The following is an 18,395-nucleotide window of genomic DNA, read 5'->3' on the forward strand; positions in this document are numbered from 1 at the left end:
GGTTTAGGAAGTTTAGCTCGTCTTTTTCATGTTGCGGCGCGACAATGGCGCCCGTTCCGGTGCTGTCCGCCTTCGCGAGGCACCGTCCCCCCAAGCAAGCAAAGGCACTGAATCCCATGTTCTCGGTCATCTCCGCCAGCACCGGCCTCGGTGCCTGGTTCTCTGGTGCAGCTACCGGCATCGGCCTGTTCGCCGTGGTCGGGGCCCAGAGCGCCTTCATTCTGCGCCAGGGCATCCTGCGCAAGCACATCGTGCCGGTGGTTGCCACCTGTGCGGCCATCGATGCGATCTTCATCTTTGCCAGCGTGGCCGGCCTGCGCACGCTCACTTCGGCGCTGCCGTGGCTGACCACCGCCGTGCTGTGGACCGGCGTCGCGTTCCTGGCCTGGTACGCCATGAAGTCGGCACGCCGTGCGATTGCCGGTGGCGGCGGCATGGGCGAGGCTGACAGCGACGACGGCAGCCGCCGCGCGGTGCTGATGGCCGCGGTCGGCTTCTCGCTGATCAACCCGCACTTCTGGCTGGACATGATGGTGATCGGCTCGATCGCCGAGAACTTCGGCAACGCCCGCATGGCCTTCGCCGCCGGTGTGGTGACTGCCAGCTGCCTGTGGCTGACCGCGCAGGGCCTGGGCGCACGCCTGCTGGCGCCGCTGTTCACCAAGCCCAGTACCTGGCGCGTGCTCGACGGCACCATCGCCGTGATCCTCAGCATCCTGGCCCTTACGTTGGCGGTGCGCGGGGTCCACTGACCCGGCGCACGCCCCCCGAACCCACGTCCTGACTCTCTCTCCAAGGTAGTGGTAACGACGGCACCGGCAACGGTGCCGTCGTTTTTTCTGCCGATGTGGCGCGGCAAACGGTCACGTGCCTAGAATCGTGCATCCGGACAGGGTGTCCGGTTTTCCATGGGGGAAGGATGCGCAGGATTGTGCTGGCTGTACTGTTGGGCGCGGTTGTGGGTGGGGCATCGGCCGCAACGCTGGACCTGGATCGCTATCTGCGGCAGGAGTCGTTTACCGACATCAAGATTTCACCAGGGGGCGAGTACATCGCCGCGACGGTTCCGCTGGAGGCGGGAACCGCATTGGCGATCTACCGCATTGCCGACATGAAGATGGTCGGCAGCTTCCGCCCGCCCCGCAACGATCACGCGCACACCTTCGACTGGGTCAGCAACGAGCGGCTGCTGGTGGGCATGGCACAAAAGTTGGGCGTGCTGGACCGGCCGACGCCGACCGGTGAACTGTTCGGTATCAATGCCAACGGCAAGGGCGGCGAGCTGCTGGTGGGGTACCGGGTTGCCGACCAGAGCCTGGGCACCAACATCAAGGTCAAGCCGGCAGGCCTGGTGGCCGCCTACCTCAGTGATGAGCTCAAGGACGATGACCGCAACGCGCTGGTGACGGTGATCCCGCTGGTCGGCAGTTCGCATGCGCAGGTCGAGCGCATGGACGTGATCACCGGTCGCCGCAACGCCGTGGCGCGCGCTCCCATTCCCGATGCGGACTTCACGACCGATGAGCAGGGCGAGGTGCGTTTCGCACGCGCTGTCGTTACCGATGGCACGCAGAAGCTCTACTACCGCACGGGCAGCAACAGCGACTGGGTCCTGCTCAATGATGAATCCCTGAGCAAGCGCATCGAGGCGCCGCTCGGCTTCTCGGCCGATGGTCGCCTGGCGTACCTGCAGGTCGAGCAGGCAGATGGACCTGATGCCATTGTCAGCTGGGACCCCCAGAGCAATGAACGACGCACCGTGCTGCGCGATGGGAGTGCCGACCCGGCGCGCATCATCCGGCGCCCCGGCAGCCGCGTGCCAGTCGGGGCCCTGTTCCTTGGCAGTGCGCCGCGAACGGCATTCTTCGATGACGCCTCGGACGACGCTCGCCTGTACCGCAGCCTCGAAGCCGGCCTGGGCGGAGCGGTCTACATCACCTCCAGCACGCGCGATGGCAAGACGGTGCTGGTGGAAACCTGGTCAGGCAGCAATCCGGGCGATTTCTATCTCTATGACACGGTTGGCAAGAGTGCACGGCACCTGATCAGCCGCAGTGACTGGATCGACCCCGCGCTGGCGGCGGAGGTGCGTCCGATCAGCCTGACGGCCCGTGATGGGCGTCCGCTGCATGGCTTCCTTACCGTCCCGCATGGCCGCGAGGCCCGTGCGCTGCCGATGGTGGTGGTGCCGCACGGAGGTCCGATCGGTGTTGCCGACCAGGGCGCCTATGACACCGAGACACAGATGCTGGCGGCGGCAGGTTACGCGGTACTGCAGGTGAATTTCCGCGGCTCTTCCGGCTATGGCCGGGCCCACATGCAGGCCGCGCGAAAGCAATGGGGGCTGTCGATGCAGGATGACGTCACCGATGCCACGCGCTGGGCGATCGAACAGGGCGTGGCCGACAAGAACCGCATCTGTATCTATGGGGCCAGTTACGGTGCCTATGCGGCGATGATGGGGGCGGTGCGCGAACCGGGCCTGTACCAGTGCGCGGCCGGCTATGTCGGCATCTACGACCTGCCGTTGATGTACGCCCGCGGAGACATCCAGAGCGATGAGTCAGGCCTGGCCTACCTGCGGAACTGGCTGGGATCGCCCAAGGATCTTGCAGAGCGTTCCCCGGTGAATCTGGCCGCGCAGGTGCGGGTGCCGGTATTCCTGGCCGCGGGTGGCCAGGATCAACGTGCGCCGATCGTGCACAGCGAACGCATGGAAGCTGCGTTGAAGAAGGCCGGCACGCCGGTGGAAACCCTGTACGTCAAGAATGAAGGGCATGGTTTCTATTCCCCTGCCAACCAACGTGCGTACTACAGCAGGTTGCTGGCCTTCCTCTCGCGCAGCCTGGGCGGCCAGGTGGCCGGGCAGGCCGCACCTGCGGAGAAGAGCAGCGCGCCCTGAACAAGCCGGGGGCGGCGGATGATCGATCCGCCGCCCCCGGAGTTCGCCTGCATCAGGCTTACTTGACCCCGTGCATCATCTTCTTCAGCAGCGGCGCGGCGATGAAGGCGGCCAGCGCACAGCCCAGGCCGATCCACATCAGCAGCCAGAACAGGTGCGCATAGGCGCCGGCAGCGGCCACCATGTCCAGCGATTCGCCCTCCGGCACCTCGATCGCGGCCAGCTTGCCGAACAGCGCGGCCAGCGTTTCCGAGAATGCGGTGGCCAGGAACCAGGTGCCCATCATCAGGCTCATCACCCGCGGCACGGCCAGCTGGGTCACTGCCGACAGGCCGACCGGCGACAGGCACATCTCACCGCTGGCCAGCAGGAAGTAGGCCAGCACCAGCCACCACACGCTGGCCATCTCGCCGGTGGCGCCGACCTGCTGTGCGGCCAATGCCAGCGGCACGAACGACAGCGCGCCGATCACCAGGCCCCAGGCCGATTTGACCGGCTTGCCCGGTTCCCAGCCGCGGCGGTCCATCCACGTCCACAGTGCGGCGAAGGCCGGCGCCAGCAGCACCAGGAACAGGCCGCCGAGGTAGGTCAGCGAGCCGGCGGTCTGCGGAATCACCAGGCAGTCGCGCACCAGCAGCACCAGCATCAGCACGACGATGGCGGCGAAGAACGTTCGCGGCGCAGATGAGCCCGGACGGCGCTCGGACAGCCGCGCGCTGACCACGAAGCCCAGCGGCGCCAGCAGCAGCGAGATGATCGACCACGGCAGCGGGGTACCGCCGGTGATCACCAGCGAGGGCACGATGTCCTTGGTCAGCAGGCGGTCGGTGAAGGTCACCCAGGAGCCATACGACTGCTCGTACATCGTGAAGAACACCAGTGCCATGAAGATCAACACCATCAGCGCGACCATCTGCTGGCGCTGCACCGGCGTGCACTTGCTGCCGGTGAACCAGGCGAACCAGACCAGCACGCCGCCCAGCACCACCAGCATCAGCATCAGTGCCAGGCTGATTTCACCGCCCAGCGCGAACGCGCCGTTGCCGGCCGCCCACATCAGCCACGCCACCGGCAATACACCGAGCATCGCGCACAGATAGATGAGCCATTCGCGCGGCAGGCCCAGCACCTTCTGCTTCAGCGCGGCCGGCTGCGGCGGCTCGGCGTGGCCCTGCAGGTACTTCTGGCCCCACAGGAACATCGCCAGGCCGGCCAGCATGCCGATGCCGGCCGCACCGAAACCGTACTTCCAGCCATAGGCCTCGCCGAGGAAGCCGCACACCAGCGACGAGAACAGCGCGCCGAGGTTGATGCCGGCGTAGAACAGCGAGAAGCCCGAATCACGGCGCGGATCGTCCTTGGCGTACAGCTTGCCGACGATGGTGGAGATGTTCGGCTTGAGGAAGCCGACGCCCATGATGATCAGCGCCAGCGACAGGTAGGTCACCGCCAGTGCCGAGGTGTCGCGCACCACTTCGCCGTTGACCCGATAGGCGGCGTGGCCCTCGAAGGCCATGCCGAGGTGGCCGAGCACCAGCAGGATGCCGCCGAACAGCACCGCCCGGCGCATGCCCAGCCAGCGGTCGGCCAGCATGCCGCCGAACACCGGGATGCAGTACACCAGGCCGCCATAGGCACCGAGCAGGTCCAGGCCGGCCTTGTCGCCGAACAGGTGGTACTTGGTCAGGTACAGCAGCAGCAGCGCCTTCATGCCATAGAAGGAGAAGCGCTCCCACATTTCGGTGAAGAAGCAGACGTAGACGCCCTTGGGATGGCCCAGGAAATCGTCGGAAGCGATAGCGGTGGAATTCATCGCGGAATTATAGGCCTGTGGCCCGATCCGCTTTCAGTAGATCCACGCCATGCGTGGATTGCCGGACTGGCCTGGGCGATCACAGGTACCGCAGCCACGCCAGATCGCGCCTTCGTGCCTTGAACCGCGCGAACGCCCGTGTCGGCGGGTACAGCACCACCGCCAGCGCACAGGCCACCAGCAGCAGGCCGGCCACCGAATCCAGTGCGTACAGATCACCGTGTGTCGGCCCCCAGATCGCCAGCGCGGCCAGGTACAGCCCCTTCAGCACATACAGGTGCAGCAGGTAGAAGAACATCGGCGCGGCGCCGACATCGGCCAGCGGGCGCAGCGCACGCGCCAGTGGCGGCCATTCGTACAGGCGCAGCAGCAACAATCCCACGCCCAGCGTCAACAGCAGGAACTGCAGCGACGGCGGGTACTTGGTGATGTTGAACACGCTCATCCAGGTGCGCAGCGTGCTGGTCTGGTACTGCCACGGTGCATCCCCGTACTGGTTGGCGAACCGCAGCAGGGCGAACAGGGCCAGCGCGCCGACGCCTGCGCACAGCAGCCAGCGCTGGCGTTGCGCCGGGTCGCGGTCGCGGGCGAACCACGGCCCCATCAGGTAGCCCAGCGCGATTACCCCGATCCACGGCAGCACCGGGTAGGAAGTGCGCAGGCGCAGCGCGCCGGTCTCGATCCAGTCGCGCTGGTGCAGCACTTTCCACAGCATCGCCAGCAGACCGTGGCCTTCCACTCGCACGCCGTCCAACAGGTTGTGCCCGGCCACCAGCGCGACTGCCAGCACCAGCAGGGCCGGGCGCGGCAGCCACAGCAGGCCGGCCAGCGCGATCATGCTCAGGCCGATGGCCCAGATCACCTGCAGGTACAACGTGTCCGGCGGCAACTGGAAGGTCCAGGCGAAGTTCACCAGGGTCAGTTCCAGCACGACCAGGAACAGCCCGCGCTTGAGCAGGAACGTGGCGGTGGCCCGGCGCGGATCCGCCTGGCGCTGGCCGTACAACCAGGCCGACAGCCCGGTCAACAGGACGAACACGGGCGCACACAGGTGGGCCAGCAGACGGCAGGCGAACAGCGCAGGGGAGACCGTCGATGCGTCCATCGGGTCGCTTACCTGATGCTGCAGGAAGAAGGTCTCGCGCACGTGGTCCAGCAACATCAACAACATCACGGTGCCGCGCAGCTGGTCGATGGAGGCCAGGCGAGGGGAGGGGGAAGGGGGCATGCGATGCAGTAACAGCAAGGTAGCATTAAGATATAACATATCATTTGCTCCGCGCCCAGCCGGACTTTGCCGGGTCGGTCGATTGCCGGTCCACGTACGGGCCCATTGCGCTGCAGCACACGCCCCCATCCTTTGGCACGCTGGACTTGATCTGCCCTGAACGCTAGCGTGGCAGGGATTTTTTGCCAGCAGGGGCTTCCATGAACCACGACGCTGCGCCCAAGCAGCTCACCTTCCGCGCAGTGGCCCTGGCCATCGTGCTGGCGGTGGTGCTGTCGGCCGCAAACGCCTACCTCGGTCTGTTCGCAGGCCTGACCATCGCCACCGCCATTCCCGCCGCGGTGATTTCCATGGGCGTGCTGCGCCTGCTGGGCGGTGGCTCCATCCTTGAAAACAACATCGTGCAGACCGGCGCCTCGGCCGGTTCGTCGATCGCCGCCGGTGTGATCTTCACCATCCCGGCGCTGGTGATCATGGGCTACTGGCCGGACTTCAAGTACTGGTGGGTGCTGGGCATCGCCGGCCTCGGTGGCCTGCTGGGCGTGCTGTTCTCGGTGCCGCTGCGCCGTTCGATGATCGTTGAAGACCCGCTTCCGTTCCCGGAAGGCAAGGCCGCGGCCGAAGTGCTCAAGGCCGGTGAGAACCCGGGCCCGGGCCTGAAGATCCTCGGCCTGTCGGCAGTCATCGGTGCCTTCGTCAAGCTGGCCGCGGAAAGCGGCATGCGCCTGATTCCCGACGCCTGGGCCACCTCGGCCTACGTCGGCAGCTCCAAGGTCACCGCCTTCATCGGTACCAACCTGTCGCCGGCACTGCTGGGCGTGGGCTACATCGTCGGCCTCAACGTCGGCATCGTGGTCGTGTCCGGCTCGATCCTGACCTGGCACATCGCCATTCCGATCTACCAGGCGTTCTTCATGAACACCGATCCGGCACTGGCCGCGTCGGTCGCCACGGCATCCTCCACCGAAGCGGCGTTCGCCATCTGGGGCGCGAAGATGCGCTACCTGGGTGTCGGCGCAATGCTGATCGGTGGCATCTGGACCCTGATCTCGCTGCGCAAGTCGCTGCTCAATGGCGTCAAGAGCGGCTTTGCCGCCGCCCGCAAGAGCGGTGGCCCGGTGCTGGCGCACACCGAGCGCGACCTGCCGATGAAGTGGATGCTGGTGGCCCTGGTGGTCTTCGTGCTGCCGCTGCTGGCCCTGTACCAGGCCATCGTGGGCCAGTGGCACGTGTCGATCCCCATGACCATCATCATGATCGTTGCCGGCTTCCTGTTCGTGTCGGTCTCGGCCTACCTGGCCGGCTTGATCGGTTCGTCCAACAACCCGGTGTCGGGCATCACCATCTCCACCATCCTGTTCGCCTCGGCCGTGCTGGTGGTGCTGTTGGGCGCCGATGGCCTCAAGCCGGTCGGTGCCGGCGGTGCGCCGCTGGGCGCGGTGGCGGCGATCATGATCGGCGCGGTGGTGTGCTGCGCCGCAGCGGTTGGCGGTGACAACCTGCAGGACCTCAAGGCCGGCTATATCGTAGGTGCCACCCCGTGGAAGCAGCAGCTGATGCTGGGCATCGGTGCCTTCTCGTGCGCGCTGATCATGGCCCCGGTGCTGAACCTGCTGGCCACCGCCTACGGCATCGGCGTGAAGTCCGAGCTGCACCCGAACGCGCTGGCTGCGCCGCAGGCCAACCTGATGGCCTCGGTGGCCAAGGGCCTGTTCGGTGGCGAACTGCCCTGGACCTTCATCGGCATCGGTGCCGTGGTCGGTGCCGCCATCATTGCCTTCGACAGCTGGCTGAAGTCGCGCAACGCACGCTTCCGCGTGCCGGTGCTGGCCGCCGCCATCGGCATCTACCTGCCGCTGGAGCTGATGGTGCCGATCTTCCTCGGCGGCCTGATCGCCCACCTGGTCGAGCGCTTCCACAAGGTGCGCGCCGATGACGAAGAAGGCCGCGACCGCGTGCACAAGCCGGGTGTGCTGTTCGCTGCGGGCCTGATCACCGGTGAGGCACTGATGGGCATCGCCATCGCGATTCCGATCGTGGTCAGCAGCCGCGCCGACGTGCTGGCCGTGCCGTTCCACCTGCCGGGCGCGCAGTGGATCGGCCTGGCCGTGCTGTTCCTGGTGGGCTGGCTGATCTACCGCACCGGCAAGTACACCAAGGCGTAAGGGATGGGTAGTGCCGGCCGCTGGCCGGCAATCCCGGAATCCCGTGATACCCCTGGTTGCCGGCCAGCGGCCGGCACTACCGCAAACCGCGCTACGGCGCGGTTTGCTTTTTCTGGCGGCGGGGCCAACCCCGCGCGCAGCCATGACCGATGGCCTTGGCAGCCCCGGCCGCACGGGCCTACCATCGGTTTTTTGCCGTCCTGCGGAGACCTCGATGAAACTGCGTCATGCCCTGCTGCCACTGAGCCTGCTGGCTGCCCTGCCCAGCGTTGCCGCTGCCCGTGGCCTGGAAGTCCGCGACATGGTGGCCATGGACCGCGTCTCCGCGCCGGTACTGACCACGGACGGTGGCACTGTGGTGTTCGCCAAGCGCAGCGTGGACGCCAACCTGAAGGCCTCCACCGCGCTGTTCGCGCGCAACCTGCGCACGCGTGACGCCGCTCCGCCGAAGCAGATCACCCCGGCTGGCTGGAGCGTCAATTCCGCGTCGCTGTCGGCCGATGGCCAGACCGTTTATTTCCTCAGTGCCAAGAACGGCAGCCAGCAGCTGTACGCGCAGCCGATCAACGGCGGCACCCCGCGTCAGCTGACCGACTTCCCGGTGGACGTTGACAGCTACCACGTGTCACCGCAGGACGACCGCGTGCTGTTCAGTGCCGGCGTGTTCCAGGCCTGTGCCTCGGATCTGGCATGCACCGAGAAGAAGCTGAAGGAAAAGAAGGACGCCAAGGCCAGCGGCCAGGTGTGGGATTCGCTGTTCGTGCGCCACTGGGATACCTGGAACGACGGCCGCCGCAACACCCTGTTCGTGGCACCGCTGCCGGCAGCCAAGGCCGGGGCGGTCAAGGGCGCCTCGGCGCTGAGCGCGACCATCGACGGCGATGCACCGTCCAAGCCGTTCGGTGGCAATGACGATTTCGCGTGGTCGCCGGATGGCGCCAGCGTGGTGGCCAGCATCCGCGTGGCCGGCAAGCAGGAGCCGTGGTCGACCAACTTCGACCTGTACCGCTTCGACGCTGCGGGCAAGCAGGCGCCAGTCAACCTGACCGCCTCCAATCCGGCCTGGGATGCCGGCCCGGTGTTCAGTGCCGACGGCAAGACCCTGTTCTACCGTGCGATGAAGCGCCCGGGCTTCGAGGCCGACCGCTTCGGCCTGATGGCGATGGACCTGGCCAGCGGCAAGAGCCGTGAGATCGCGCCGCAGTGGGATCGCTCGGCGGGCGGCATCACCCTGTCCGCCGACGGCTCCAGCATCTACACCACCGCCGATGACCTCGGCGAGCACCCGCTGTTCCAGATCGACGTGGCCAGCGGCAAGGCCACCAAGCTGATCGGCGACGGCAGCGTTACCTCGGTGGACGTCGCCGGCACCAGCGTGGCGATCACCCGCAACAGCCTGAAGAGCAACGACCAAGTGCTGGTCGGCCTGCTGCCGGCCGCCGGCGAAGCCATCGGCGAGCTGCGCGCGCTGACCCCGGCCGCTGGCGACGTGCTCAAGGACGTCAGCTTCGGTGACTACGAACAGTTCGAGTTCAAGGGCTGGAACAACGACACCGTGCACGGCTATGTGGTCAAGCCGCACAACTACCAGGAAGGCAAGTCGTACCCGGTCGCGTTCCTGATCCACGGCGGCCCGCAGGGCAGCTTCGGCAATGGCTGGAGCTACCGCTGGAACCCGCAGACCTATGCAGGCCAGGGCTACGCCGTGGTGATGATCGACTTCCACGGTTCCACCGGCTATGGCCAGGCCTTCACCGATGCGATCAGCCAGCACTGGGGCGACCGTCCGCTGGAAGACCTGCAGAAGGGCTGGGACGCGGCGCTGAAGAAGTATTCCTTCCTCAACGGTGACAAGGCCTGTGCGCTGGGCGCCAGCTACGGCGGCTTCATGGTCAACTGGATCGCCGGCAACTGGAACGGCCCGTTCAAGTGCCTGGTCAACCATGACGGCGTGTTCGACCAGCGCATGATGGGCTACGCCACCGAAGAACTGTGGTTCACCGAGTGGGAGCAGGGCGGTACGCCGTACCAGAAGGCGGCGAACTACGAGAAGTTCAACCCGGTCAACCACGTGGCGGACTGGAAGAAGCCGATCCTGGTCATCCACGGCCAGCAGGACTTCCGTATTCCGGTCGAGCAGGGCCTGGCCGCGTTCACCGCCGCCCAGCGCCAGGGCATCGAATCGAAGTTCCTGTACTTCCCGGATGAAAACCACTGGGTGCTGAAGCCGAACAACAGCATCCTGTGGCATGACACCGTCAATGCCTGGCTGAAGCAGCACATCGGCAACTGATGACTGCAGCGCCGCCCTTCGGGGCGGCGCTTTTGTTTCGCCATCTGCTGTACCGGTGGGTGCCGACCGTTGGTCGGCACACCTTCCTGATCTGCCGCCCACAGCAGCCGGCCAGCGGCCGGCTCTACCCAGAGCGCCTGCATGCCCTCGACCGCCCTGATCCAGAACGACATCGTCGTCTTCGGTTTGATCGCCGCCACCCTCGGCGCCGTGTTCTGGACCGCCTCGCGCGAGCAGGGCCTGTGGAAACGCTTCTACACCTTCGTGCCGGCACTGCTGCTGTGCTACCTGATTCCCGGCATCTACAACACCGTCGGCCTGATCGACGGTCAGAACACCAAGCTCTACAACCCGATCGCACGCGACATCCTGCTGCCGGCAGCGTTGATCCTGCTGACCCTGGCGGTGGACATCAAAGGCATCCTGCGGCTCGGCCCGAAGCTGGTGCTGATGTACCTGGGTGCGTCCGCCAGCATCATGCTGGGTGCGGTGGTGGCTTTCCTGGTGATGCGCGCGCTGCATCCGGAAACGGTGGCCGGTGACACCTGGGCCGGCATGGCCGCACTGGCCGGCAGCTGGATCGGCGGCGGTGCCAACATGCTGGCGATGCGCGAAGTGTTCGACGTCAACGCCACCACGTTCGGCCAGTTCGCGGTGGTCGATGTCGGTGTCGGTTACGTGTGGATGGCCGCGCTGATCTTCCTGGCCGGGCGCGCAGCGAAGATCGACGCGCGCAGCGGTGCCGACACGTCGGCCATCGATGAGCTGAAGGAGCGCATCGCGCGCTTCCAGGCCGAGCATGAGCGCGTTCCCAGCCTCACCGACCTGATGCTGATCGTGGCAGTGGCCTTCGGCGGCGTGGGTCTGTCACACGCGATCGGTGCGCCGCTGGCAGCATGGTTCAAGGCCAATGTCAGCTGGGCCTCGCAGTTCAGCCTGGATGCGCCGTTCGTGTGGGTGGTGGTGCTGTCGACCACGCTGGGCCTGAGCCTGAGCTTCACCCGTGCACGCACGCTGGAAGGTGCGGGCGCCTCGCGGCTGGGTTCGCTGCTGCTGTACTTCCTGATTGCCTGCATCGGCATGCAGATGGATCTGCTGGCGCTGCTGGACCGCCCGTGGCTGTTCCTGCTCGGCCTGATCTGGATTGCCGTGCACATCGCGCTGCTGTGGTGCCTGGGCAAGCTGCTGAAGGTGCCGTTCTTCTATTTCGCGATCGGTTCGCAGTCGAACATCGGTGGCCCGGCTTCGGCGCCGGTGGTGGCTGCAGCGTTCCATCCGGCCCTGGCGCCGGTGGGCGTGTTGCTGGGCACGATGGGCTACGCCACCGGCACCTACCTGGCCTACATCGTCGGCATTACCCTGCGCGCGCTGGCAGGGCAGGGCTGATGGGGTAGTGCCGGCCGCTGGCCGGCAACCAGGTAATGCTGCACGGGTTCATGAGGTTGCCGGCCAACGGCCGGCACTACCGATGCGTTACGCCACCGGCAATCCGCGTTCGATCAACCACGCCTTCGCGTCTTCGGCGTCCTGCTCGAACCGCGCCGAGTGAAAAGAGGGGCGCCGCAAGGTCCGGCGCGTCGCCACGCGCCCGTGGCCAACCGCGCCCGCGGCTTTACGCCACCGGCAACCCGCGTTCGACCAGCCACGCTTTCGCGTCTTCGGCGTCCTCTTCAAACCACGCTTTCGTAGACCCCAGCCGATACGTATACCCCCAGGCATCCATGTCGGCCATCAACCGCGCACTGCCAACGCCAGGCAGCTGCCCGGCCAGCACGATCTGCAGGTAGCAGGTGGCATCTTCCTCGGCCACCGAGTCGGTGGCGTCGGTATGCACCTGCGCACGCCGCTCCGGCGGCAGCACGATCAGATGGCAGGCTTCGTGCAGCATCGAGTGCACGGGCGTGTCATCGCGCACGTACACGTTGCTGGCGATGATGCCGGCCTCGGGCTCGCCCCAGTAGCTGCCGGGAATCGGTTCACCGGCCGCGACGTGGTGCAGCTGCAGGCCATGCGCGGCGAGCAGGCACTGCGCATCAGCGAAGGCGATGTCGCCCACGCAGGTGATGTCCACGGCGGTTGTTGTATCGGTCATGCGGGTCAGGCAGCCCCGCTCGTGCAGGCACGGGCGGGGCAGAGCTTCAGGGTTTGTCCGGGCCTTCAGGCAGCGCCACGGAGATGTCCAGCACATCGTGCTGGCCATCCTTCACCAGGTCGACCTTCACTGCATCGACGTCGATGTTCACGTACTTCTTGATCACTTCCAGCAGCTCGCGCTGCAGCAGCGGCAGGTAATCGGGGCCGCCGCGGTTGCTGCGCTCCTGCGCGATGATGATCTGCAGGCGGTTCTTGGCGGTTTCGGCGGTGGTCTTCTTCGCTTTGAGGAAATCAAACAGGCCCATGCTTACCCTCCGAACAGCTTGCTGAAGAAGCCCTTCTTCTCGACGTTGGTGAAGCGCATCGGGCGTTCTTCGCCGAGGATGCGCGCGACGGCGTCGTCGTAGGCCTGGCCGGCTGCGGACTCGACATCCAGGATGACCGGCTCGCCCTTGTTGGAGGCGTTGAGCACGTCACCCGACTCGGGGATCACGCCAATCGCCTTCAGGCCGAGCACTTCCTCGACGTCGGCGATGCTGAGCATCTCGCCGCTTTCCACGCGCAGCGGGGTGTAGCGGGTCAGCAGCAGGAAGGCCGGCACGTCCTGGCCGGACTCGGCCTTGTGGGTCTTCGAGTCGAGCAGGCCGATGATGCGGTCCGAGTCGCGCACCGACGACACTTCCGGGTTCACCACCACCACCGCACGGTCGGCGAAGTACATCGCCAGGAAGGCGCCCTTCTCGATGCCGGCCGGGGAGTCGCAGATGATGTAATCGAAGCCGTCGGCGGCCAGGTCCTTCAGGACCTTGCCCACGCCTTCCTGGGTCAGTGCGTCCTTGTCGCGGGTCTGCGAGGCGGCCAGCACGTACAGGTTCTCGAAGCGCTTGTCCTTGATCAGGGCCTGCTTGAGGGTCGCTTCGCCGTGCACGACGTTGACGAAGTCGTACACCACGCGGCGTTCGCAGCCCATGATCAGGTCGAGGTTGCGCAGGCCGACGTCGAAGTCGATCACCGCCACCTTCTTGCCGCGCCGTGCCAGGCCGCAGGCCAGGCTCGCGCTGGAAGTGGTCTTGCCGACGCCGCCCTTGCCGGAGGTGACTACGATGATTTCAGCCAAAGGACTTCTCCTGATGATTCTGTTTGGGTGCTGCGTCAGTCCAGCGCAGCGATCTTGATCTGGTCCTGTTCCAGCCACACCTGCACGGCCTTGCCGCGCAGGGAGTCCGGGACATCGTCCAGTACCTTGTAGTGGCCTGCAATGGCGACCAGTTCCGCATGGAAATCACGGCAGAAGATGCGTGCCGCGGTGTTGCCCTGTGCCCCTGCCAGCGCACGGCCGCGCAGGGTGCCGTAGATGTGGATGCTGCCATCGGCGATGACCTCGGCGCCGGCGCCGACGGTGGCCATCACGGTCAGGTCGCAGTTTTCAGCGTACAGCTGCTGGCCCGAACGCACGTTGCCCAGCTGCATGCGGCCCGGCTGCGGTGAGGCGGCGTCGGCAACCTTGGCCACCGGCGTGGCCGGTGCCGGCTTCGGTTCGGCACGGGCTGCGCGACGCGGTTCCGGCGCGGGCGGCGGCGGCGGGGCCGGCTCGGCCTCGGCACGCTCGTACTGGGCGCGGAACTTGGCCAGCAGTGGCAGCCCGAGCTGCTGCGAGAGCAGGTCGACTGCGCTGGTGCCATAGGCCAGCGCCACCGGCAGCACGCCGGCACTGCGCAGGCCATCGACCAGCGCCTGCGCGGTGGCCACGTCCGGCACCTGGCTCAGGCCGCCGAAGTCGAGGATCACCGCGGCGCGGCCGAACAGTTTCGGCGCACGGGTGACGCGTTCGCGCATTTCCTGCACGAGGCGTTCGACATCAAGGGTACGGATGCGCAGGTTGGCGATGCCCACCTGGCCGATCTTCAGTTCACCGGCCTGTTCGTAATCGAAATTCACCGCCACGCTCAGGTCCCCGTCGGCCGCTGTGCCTGCGCCGGCAGATGCCGGGCACGTGTCCATGCCACATCAGGCAGCTTGCCGCCGTAGGTCTCCTGGACCCACGGGTAGCTGCACAGTTCCTTGGCCAGCATGCTGGCGCGCACGTCGACCTGCGGCATGGTGTTCTGGCCCAGCTCGCGGAAGCCGAAGCTGCCGTGGAAGAGCAGGGCGGCATCGGCGCCATGGTCGAGGAAGACTTCGCAGGTCATCTGCGGGTAGCGCAGCTCGGCAAAGCTCTGCGCGTCGGCATAGAACGCACGGCCGACGCCACCGCCACGACGGCGGCTGGCGACCACGATGCGGTCGATATAGAAGAACGGGGTGTCCAGCTGCTGCTTGAACCAGGCGAAGTTGCTGCTGTCGTGCTGGCTGTCGCTGCCGAAGCCGATCAGGAAGCCGGCCAGGTTGCCGTCGCGCTCGGCGACGCGGAAATACTCAGCGGTTTCGTAGAACAGGCGCAGGCGGGCCGCATCCAGGGGAAGGATGGCCAGGCCAGCGTTGTTGTTCAAAGCCAGGACGGAATCGAGCTCGTGCTCGCGCACGTCGCGGATGACAATCGACATTGTGACTCCGTGGGGTAACGCGGTTGGTCCGTCAAATTGGACCCTGCGCACGATTATTGCATGCCCGGGGTGGGCTGCGGCATGAACAGGGGACCTCGGATGCATGACTTCCGTGGGAGTGCGCGACGCGGGCCGGGCCCGTAGAGTGCTGGCATGTTGGGAGTCCTCAGCCATACCCGCGTCCTCCGTCTGGCCGGCCTGTTTACCTGGGTCATGGTCGGCCTGCCACTGGCGTACTCGCAATTCGAGAACCTGCACAGCCGCAGCGATATGGGCAGCTGGGCGATCCTGTTGTTCGTCGCCTACCTGTCCTTCGGCGCCGCGTACTACTGGCTGACCCGCCTCCTGCGCAGTGACAGCGACAGTCATACCACCTGGCTGGACCGCGGCCTGCTGCTGCTGCTGACGGTTTCGGCGCTGGGCGTCAGTTTCCTCAGTGGTTCGGGCCTGGGCAGCATCCTGATGATGGTGGCTGCCGGCGTCATTCCGTGGATGCTGTCGGCGCGTCTGTGCGTGCTGTGGCTGCTGGTCAGCCAGCTGGCGGTGGCCCCGGTCTATTACATACTGCTGAACTTCCCGCTGTTCGAAGCCGTGATGCAATCGCTGCTGTATGGCGGCTTTTCCATGTTCATCTTCGTGACCAGCCTTGTCGCGAGACAGCAGACCCAGGCCCGCGACGAGCAGCGCAGGCTCAATTCGGAGCTGCGTGCCACTCGTGCCCTGCTGGCCGAAAGCGCCCGCGTCAACGAGCGAACCCGCATTTCGCGTGAGCTGCACGATCTTCTGGGGCATCAGCTGACCGCACTGACCCTGAACCTCGAAGTGGCCGGTCACCTGGCCGAGGGCCAGGCGCTGGAACATGTGAAGCGCTCGCATGCCTTGGCCAAGCTGCTGCTGGGCAACGTGCGTGAGGTGGTCAGCCAGCTGCGCGAGACCGGCGCCATCGATCTGGCGGCGGCGCTGCGCCCGCTGACCGAGAACGTGCCCTCGCTGGACATCCAGCTGGAGATCGAGGATCCGCTGAACGTGGAGGACCCGCAGCGGGCCCACGTGCTGCTGCGCTGTACCCAGGAGATCATCACCAACGCGGTGCGCCATGCCGGCGCCCGCCACCTGTGGATCAAGGTGTACCGTGAAGCCCCCGACCGGGTGGTGGTGGAGGCCCGCGACGACGGCGTCGGCGCGGATATGGTCAATGTGGGCAATGGCTTGCGCGGCATGCGCGAGCGCCTGCAACAATGTGGTGGCCAGCTGCAGGTCGAAACCCTTCCCGGTGAAGGCTTCCGGCTGCGGGCGACGGTGCCGGCAACGGTGCTGGTGGCCGCCCTTACCAAGGTTCCTGAAGGAGTGCGTTGATGATTCGCGTCTGCCTGGTCGACGACCAAACCCTGGTGCGGCAGGGAATCCGCTCCCTGCTGGCGCTCGACGACGGTATCGAGGTGGTGGCCGAGGCCGGCGATGGCCGGCAGGCGGTCGAACTGATACCGCAGGTGCGCCCCGACGTGGTGCTGATGGACATGCGCATGCCGGTGATGTCCGGGCTGGAGGCGCTGCAGGTGCTGTCGCGCCAGGAGCAGCTGCCGCCGACCATCATCCTCACCACCTTCGACGACGACCAGCTGGTGCTGGCCGGGCTCAAGGCCGGAGCCAAGGGCTACCTGCTCAAGGACGTGACCCTGGCGCAGCTGGTCGGTGCCATCCGCACCGTGGCCGACGGCGGTTCGCTGGTGCAGCCGGCCGTGACCCAGCGCCTGCTGTCCGGCCTGGAGCACATGCGCAACGAGTTCGTCAGCCTGGACCGCCCGGACCCGTTGACCGACCGCGAGACCGAGATCCTGCGCCTGATGGCCAGTGGCTTCTCCAACAAGGAGATCGCCAACTCGCTGGGTGTGGCCGAAGGCACCATCAAGAACCACGTGTCCAACATCCTGTCCAAGCTGGGCGTGCGCGACCGTACGCGCGCCGTACTGAAGGCGTTCGAACTCCAGCTGGTCTGAGGAAAACCTTTTCAGGACAATGACTTGAGGTCCAGTCATGGCCCTCGGGTGGGGTTGCCCCCTACTTCACGGGTATCGGTATGCGGTACCCTTCGAATTCTTTGTCCATACAAATACGCAGCCGGCAGGGAAACCGGTGCGCCAATCCCGATAAACAATGCCCGCGAAGCCTGCTAGGATTGGCGCTTCGCTTCAATCAACCCGGCCGTGGGATCGGCCCCGGAGACTCTCTGAATGACCCGTATTATCGAGTTCCTGATCGCCTTGGGGATCGTGGCTGGCCTGTTCGTCATCATTGGCGTATGTCTGCCGGGCGAGCGTCACATCACCGAAAGCATCGAGACCAACCGCAAGATGACGATCGTGTACGACACGGTCAGCAGCCTGCGCCGCTTCAAGGACTGGAACCCGCTGGTACTGCGCGATCCCGCCGTTGAACTGAAGCTGTCCGGCCCGGCCTCCGGCGTCGGTGCCACTCTCGACTTCACCTCCAAGGACCTGGGCACCGGCTCCTGGAAGATCACCGAAGCCGAAGAGAACAAGCGTGTTGCGATCGCCATCGATGACGCCACCAAGGGTCACGACAAGATCACCACCTTCACGCTGGAGCCGACCGGCAAGGGTGGCCGCAACGTCAAGATCACCCAGGACTACTCGGTGAAGTACGGCTTCGACCTGTTCGGCCGTTATGCCGGCCTGTATGTCAGCCGCCAGATCGGCGACGACATCAAGATGGGTCTGTCGCGTATGGCCAACATGCTGGCCAGCGTCCCGAACGTGGACTACCGCACCCCGGAAGCCCCGCTGACCGATCTGGCCATCGTCAATGTGCCGGCTGAAGACCTGCTGGTCGTCAACGCCGGTAACGTGGACCGCGGTCAGGACACGATCACCAAGTCCATCAAGGACAACCAGGAGTGGATCAAGCGCGTGATGGAGGCCAATGGCCTTGAAGCCGCCGGTCCGTTCCGCATCATCACCACCGATTTCGGTCAGGAGAAGTACGCCTTCGACATCGCCCAGCCGGTGAAGAAGAAGGGTGCTGAAGGTGCCACCGCTGAAGAGCTGACCGTCAAGATCGACGGCGGCGCTCCGGTCAAGTACGTGCACGTGGCCCCGCACCGTTCGGCGCATGCCGCCTACACCGGCCACATGGCGGGTCTGGACGTGGCCCGCAACGGCCTGCGTGCCTGGGCTGTGACCAACGGTTCGGAAGTGGTCGATCGCCCGTACGAAACCTGGAAGGACGGTCTGGACAAGTCGTTCACCCCGGAAGCGACCTACGACATCTACTGGGCCGTCAAGTAAGCCTCGGCTGACCCATGTAGTGTTGGACACGAAAACGCGCCGCTCATTGCGG

Annotated in this window: 15 protein-coding genes; 8 read left to right on the top strand and 7 right to left on the bottom strand. The window is 66.0% G+C overall.

Going from position 1 to position 18,395, the window contains the following annotated elements:
- The first annotated feature begins 116 nt into the window (after nt 1–116).
- Together ACZK3J_RS05610 and ACZK3J_RS05615 are read left to right on the top strand one after the other, a co-directional pair.
- Complete coding sequence (locus tag ACZK3J_RS05610) at nt 117–752, top strand: LysE/ArgO family amino acid transporter (protein WP_005408523.1); 636 nt, start codon at nt 117–119, stop codon at nt 750–752.
- Nucleotides 753–919: 167 nt separating this feature from the next.
- Entirely contained in the window at nt 920–2,902 is a 1,983-nt protein-coding gene (locus ACZK3J_RS05615; protein ID WP_197655882.1) for an alpha/beta hydrolase family protein, read from the top strand.
- A gap of 58 nt (nt 2,903–2,960) precedes the next feature.
- Here the strand turns inward: ACZK3J_RS05615 and ACZK3J_RS05620 are convergent, their stop codons facing one another.
- On the bottom strand, nt 2,961–4,715 hold the full coding sequence (locus ACZK3J_RS05620) for a peptide MFS transporter (RefSeq protein ID WP_032127610.1): 1,755 nt from the start codon (nt 4,713–4,715) through the stop codon (nt 2,961–2,963).
- 79 nt (nt 4,716–4,794) lie between these two features.
- Entirely contained in the window at nt 4,795–5,943 is a 1,149-nt protein-coding gene (locus ACZK3J_RS05625; protein ID WP_197655883.1) for an acetyltransferase domain-containing protein, read from the bottom strand.
- A gap of 200 nt (nt 5,944–6,143) precedes the next feature.
- On the opposite strand from ACZK3J_RS05625, the gene ACZK3J_RS05630 reads away from it, so the two are divergent.
- The 3 genes from ACZK3J_RS05630 (at nt 6,144) to ACZK3J_RS05640 (ending at nt 11,787) form a co-directional block, all read left to right on the top strand.
- Complete coding sequence (locus ACZK3J_RS05630; protein WP_032127608.1) at nt 6,144–8,108, top strand: OPT family oligopeptide transporter; 1,965 nt, start codon at nt 6,144–6,146, stop codon at nt 8,106–8,108.
- A gap of 214 nt (nt 8,109–8,322) precedes the next feature.
- Entirely contained in the window at nt 8,323–10,401 is a 2,079-nt protein-coding gene (locus tag ACZK3J_RS05635; protein ID WP_107433615.1) for a prolyl oligopeptidase family serine peptidase, read from the top strand.
- 141 nt (nt 10,402–10,542) lie between these two features.
- Complete coding sequence (locus ACZK3J_RS05640; RefSeq protein ID WP_032127606.1) at nt 10,543–11,787, top strand: DUF819 family protein; 1,245 nt, start codon at nt 10,543–10,545, stop codon at nt 11,785–11,787.
- A 226-nt stretch (nt 11,788–12,013) separates the two neighbouring features.
- Here the strand turns inward: ACZK3J_RS05640 and ACZK3J_RS05645 are convergent, their stop codons facing one another.
- From ACZK3J_RS05645 to ACZK3J_RS05665, 5 genes are read right to left on the bottom strand one after another with little or no spacing between them, the layout of a single operon-like run.
- Nucleotides 12,014–12,493: a hypothetical protein gene (locus ACZK3J_RS05645; RefSeq protein ID WP_049398895.1), complete on the bottom strand. Its 480-nt coding sequence runs from the start codon at nt 12,491–12,493 to the stop codon at nt 12,014–12,016.
- Nucleotides 12,494–12,539: 46 nt separating this feature from the next.
- Nucleotides 12,540–12,800, bottom strand: coding sequence for a cell division topological specificity factor MinE (gene minE, locus ACZK3J_RS05650; RefSeq protein WP_004148073.1), 261 nt, complete (start codon nt 12,798–12,800; stop codon nt 12,540–12,542).
- A 2-nt stretch (nt 12,801–12,802) separates the two neighbouring features.
- Complete coding sequence (gene minD / locus ACZK3J_RS05655) at nt 12,803–13,612, bottom strand: septum site-determining protein MinD (RefSeq protein ID WP_010483375.1); 810 nt, start codon at nt 13,610–13,612, stop codon at nt 12,803–12,805.
- Between the two features lie 35 nt (nt 13,613–13,647).
- Entirely contained in the window at nt 13,648–14,496 is an 849-nt protein-coding gene (gene minC / locus ACZK3J_RS05660) for a septum site-determining protein MinC (protein WP_149909370.1), read from the bottom strand.
- Nucleotides 14,442–15,038 carry a GNAT family N-acetyltransferase gene (locus ACZK3J_RS05665; RefSeq protein ID WP_032127604.1) on the bottom strand — a complete coding sequence of 199 codons (597 nt, stop codon included), beginning with the start codon at nt 15,036–15,038 and terminating at the stop codon, nt 14,442–14,444. Before ACZK3J_RS05665 ends, minC begins: the two co-directional genes overlap by 55 nt.
- Nucleotides 15,039–15,191: 153 nt before the next feature.
- On the opposite strand from ACZK3J_RS05665, the gene ACZK3J_RS05670 reads away from it, so the two are divergent.
- From ACZK3J_RS05670 to ACZK3J_RS05680, 3 genes are all read left to right on the top strand, one after another.
- Nucleotides 15,192–16,394, top strand: coding sequence for a sensor histidine kinase (locus tag ACZK3J_RS05670; protein ID WP_478476533.1), 1,203 nt, complete (start codon nt 15,192–15,194; stop codon nt 16,392–16,394).
- Nucleotides 16,394–17,035: a response regulator gene (locus ACZK3J_RS05675; RefSeq protein WP_006424175.1), complete on the top strand. Its 642-nt coding sequence runs from the start codon at nt 16,394–16,396 to the stop codon at nt 17,033–17,035. Before ACZK3J_RS05670 ends, ACZK3J_RS05675 begins: the two co-directional genes overlap by 1 nt.
- A gap of 234 nt (nt 17,036–17,269) precedes the next feature.
- Nucleotides 17,270–18,343, top strand: a complete 1,074-nt coding sequence (locus ACZK3J_RS05680; protein ID WP_032127602.1) for a polyketide cyclase — start codon at nt 17,270–17,272, stop codon at nt 18,341–18,343.
- The last annotated feature ends 52 nt before the right edge of the window (nt 18,344–18,395 follow it).

It is taken from the genome of Stenotrophomonas sp. 86428_Sma (assembly GCF_056481585.1).